This is a genomic window from Bacillus sp. MBGLi79, from assembly GCF_002953915.1.
Genome location: NZ_CP026521.1, coordinates 3,621,808 through 3,625,513, shown reverse-complemented (window position 1 = coordinate 3,625,513; position 3,706 = coordinate 3,621,808). Strand labels below are relative to the sequence as shown.

General features: G+C 44.1%; 4 protein-coding genes. 3 read left to right on the top strand and 1 reads right to left on the bottom strand.

Going from position 1 to position 3,706, the window contains the following annotated elements:
• Positions 1–10: 10 nt before the first annotated feature.
• From C1T29_RS18515 to C1T29_RS18505, 3 genes are all read left to right on the top strand, one after another.
• A complete protein-coding gene (locus C1T29_RS18515) occupies positions 11–685 on the top strand; it encodes a zinc metallopeptidase (protein WP_208945526.1) in 675 nt (224 codons plus the stop codon).
• Between the two features lie 50 nt (positions 686–735).
• Positions 736–2,025, top strand: coding sequence for a hemolysin family protein (locus C1T29_RS18510; RefSeq protein WP_020452754.1), 1,290 nt, complete (start codon positions 736–738; stop codon positions 2,023–2,025).
• A gap of 182 nt (positions 2,026–2,207) precedes the next feature.
• Entirely contained in the window at positions 2,208–2,993 is a 786-nt protein-coding gene (locus C1T29_RS18505; protein WP_020452753.1) for a GH12 family glycosyl hydrolase domain-containing protein, read from the top strand.
• A gap of 82 nt (positions 2,994–3,075) precedes the next feature.
• Here the strand turns inward: C1T29_RS18505 and C1T29_RS18500 are convergent.
• Positions 3,076–3,706, bottom strand: a 631-nt coding sequence (locus C1T29_RS18500; RefSeq protein WP_231516513.1) for a YqeB family protein, incomplete at its 5' end; no start/stop codon positions are given.

Here is a 3,706-nt window from a genome sequence, read left to right as displayed (position 1 = left end):
TTGCAGGAGCATGATTTTTTACTTGTTAACATTTGCTGCATTAGGTTTATCGATTTGTGCACAATTTAAAGTAAAGAGCAACTTTGAAAAATATTCAAAAGTAGAGGCGTCAAGCGGGAGAACTGGAGCCGAAGTGGCCAGACAGATTCTCGACCAAAACGGCCTTTACGATATCCCGGTTGAACCGGTAAGAGGAACCTTGACAGACCATTATGACCCGACAGCACGCGTTGTGCGCCTGTCCGAACCCGTATATTACGGCCGTTCAATTGCAGCGGTTTCCGTTGCTTCCCATGAATGCGGACATGCCCTGCAGCATCAGGAATCATACGGCGCACTTGTTTTGAGGCATAAGATGTTTCCGATCGTGAACTTTTCTTCGGGAGTGGCGCCGTTTTTGTTTATCGGCGGAATGCTGCTCGGAAGCCTGAATCTGATCGGACTCGGCATCATTTTGTTTTCGGCGGCCGTATTCTTTCAGCTTGTGACACTGCCTGTTGAATTTAACGCAAGCTCCCGGGCAAAAAGGATCATCGTTTCAGAAGGAATGATCCGCAACACGGAAGAAAGAGGCGTCAGCAAGGTGCTGGATGCCGCGGCTCTGACATATGTTGCTGCAGCGCTTGTTTCGCTGTTTGAGCTGCTGCGCTTCGTCGCAATTTTCCTGTCCGGTCGTAATGACTAACCATTCGTCTTAAGGAGGTGGCCCCTTACCATATTTGGTAAGGGCTTTTTTTGAATATCCTGAATCTCATACTCGTCATACTTTTAATTGCAGCTACGGCTTTTTTCGTTGTCGCCGAATTTGCGATCGTCAAAATCCGCGGCACAAAAATCGATCAGCTTGTTGAAAGCGGGGATAAGCGCGCGATTGCGGCCAAAAGAGTGGTGACAAATCTTGATGAATATTTGTCTGCCTGCCAGCTCGGCATTACCATCACCGCATTAGGGCTCGGCTGGCTCGGAGAATCGACATTCGAAAGGATCATCCATCCGCTTTTTGAACTATTTGGCCTGCCTGAATCCGTTTTAAGAGTGGCTTCGATTGTTACCGCCTTTGTCATCATTACATTTTTGCACGTTGTGGTCGGCGAGCTTGCGCCAAAAACGATTGCGATTCAAAAAGCGGAAGCCGTCAGCTTATGGACGGCGAAGCCGCTCATTTTGTTTTATAAAATCATGTTCCCGTTTATCAAACTGCTGAATGGCTCGGCCCGGCTGTTAACGAAGCTGTTCGGGTTCCATTCGGTTAAAGAGCATGAAGTGGCAATCAGTGAGGAAGAGCTGCGGCTTATGCTGTCTGAAAGCTATAAAAAAGGAGAAATCAACCAGTCTGAGTATAAATACGTCAACAAAATTTTTGAATTTGACAACAGACTGGCCCGGGAAATCATGGTGCCGAGAACGGAGATGGCTACCTTGTTGGCCGATCAATCCATAAAAGAAGCGATTGAAACCGTCATTAATGAACGCTATACGAGATATCCGGTCATTAAGGATGATAAAGATCATATTATCGGAATTGTCAACAGCAAGGATTTGTTTAAATCGTATTTTCTCGACGAGACGATTCCTTTAACGGACTTAATGAGGCCTGTCATCAGGGTGATTGAGAACATACCGATCCAGGAGCTCTTGATTCGCATGCAGAAGGAACGGATTCATATGGCCATTCTTGTTGATGAGTACGGTGGAACGGCAGGACTGGTTACGGTTGAAGACATATTGGAGGAAATCGTCGGGGAAATCAGGGATGAGTTTGATCAGGACGAAATGCCGCACATTATAAAAAAAGGCGAACACCATTATATTATGGACGGAAAGGCTTTAATCGACGAAGTGAATGACCTCCTTCATATCGCGATTGAAAACGAAGAAGTCGATACGATTGCTGGCTGGCTTCTGACGCAAAAGATGGAGCTGAAAAACGGTGACATCCTCAAAACTGAGGGATGCGAATTTAAAATTCTTGATGCTGAAGATCATCATATCCGTTTCATTGAAGTGAAAAAAACGGAATTTTAAAAAGACAGCTGCGGGCGACCGCGGCTGTTTTTTAGTTCGATGGCCGTTCTTTATTTCAATAAAATGGATATCTTTTCAAAGATAAGAGGATATATCTATGGAAATTCATGACTTTTTACGAATGTACTCCGTTTCGTTCTTTTTTATAATAGGGTGTATAAATATGAGGAGGTTTTCAATACGTGAGAAACAACCATTTGCTAAAAGCTATCCTGCTATGGGGAGCTGTATGTATCATGCTGCTGACGGGGCCGCTCTCAGCGCTTGCTGCTTCGTCATCAAACCCGTCGGATAAATTGTATTTTAAAAACAAAAAATACTACATATTCAACAATGTTTGGGGAGCCGACCAGGTCAGCGGCTGGTGGCAGACCATTTATCATAACAATGATTCAGACATGGGCTGGGTATGGAATTGGCCGAGCAATACTAGCACAGTAAAAGCTTATCCGTCGATCGTCAGCGGCTGGCATTGGACTGAAGGCTATACTGCGGGCAGCGGCTTCCCGACCCGATTGTCAGATCAAAAAAACATCAACACGAAAGTCAGCTATTCGATCAGTGCGAACGGCACGTACAATGCCGCATATGACATTTGGCTCCACAATACAAACAAGGCAAGCTGGGGTTCGGCTCCAACCGATGAGATTATGATCTGGCTCAATAACACAAATGCCGGACCTGCCGGTTCTTATGTCGAAACTGTTTCGATCGGCGGGCACAATTGGAAAGTATATAAAGGCTATATTGATGCTGGAAGCGGCAAAGGATGGAACGTGTTTTCATTTGTCAGAACGGCAAACACCCAACGTGCGAACCTGAATGTTCGGGATTTCACGAATTATCTTGCCGACTCCAAACATTGGCTTTCCAAAACAAAGTATGTCAGCAGTGTGGAATTCGGGACGGAAGTTTTCGGAGGCACAGGACAAATTAATATTTCCAATTGGGACGTAACAGTCCGCTGATGGATTCACACCGCTCTTTCACAAAAAGAGCGGTGTTTAATTTATTCCTAATGTTCTTTTTTAGGCGTTCGCAACTGAAATATTACGATACCATCCTTACGTATTGCCGTTTATCTTCATCCTGTATAACCACTCCAAGCTTTGCCAGGTCTTTGCGCAGAATTTTTGCTTCTTCATGTTTATTATCCAGTAAAGCTCGTTCTCTGGCTAAAAGTAGCGTATTGATATGCGAGGGAAAATCGGGGTGATCCGCAACCCAGCGTTGATACTCATTCTTAAAAGGATCTTCGTCTGCCCATTTATAGCCGTGATGTTTAAAAGCACTTTCTGCAAGGGCTCTCTTTGATTCAAGTTGTTCACGGTACAATTCAGTACCCTTATGATCAAGAACAACAAGATCCTTATTCTCAAGATAAACTGCAGAAATGTCTTTTTTCTCAATCACTTCTTCTTTCTCTTTAAACAACAGCTTCACATTTTGATCAGAGATGAACACCTGAAGAATTTCAGTGAAAATATATTGTGAAAAAAATAGGCCGGCAACGATTCCGATAACTGCAGCGATAATTGAAACCCAGAAATTGTTTAGTGATGTGATAAATTCCAAAGGCCCTTTAAAAGGAACGATTGGAATGGTCAATACCCAATCGGCTATAACAGGCAAAAACCATCCAAGAACAGCTCCTAAAACCGGTGGAATGATCCAATATAAG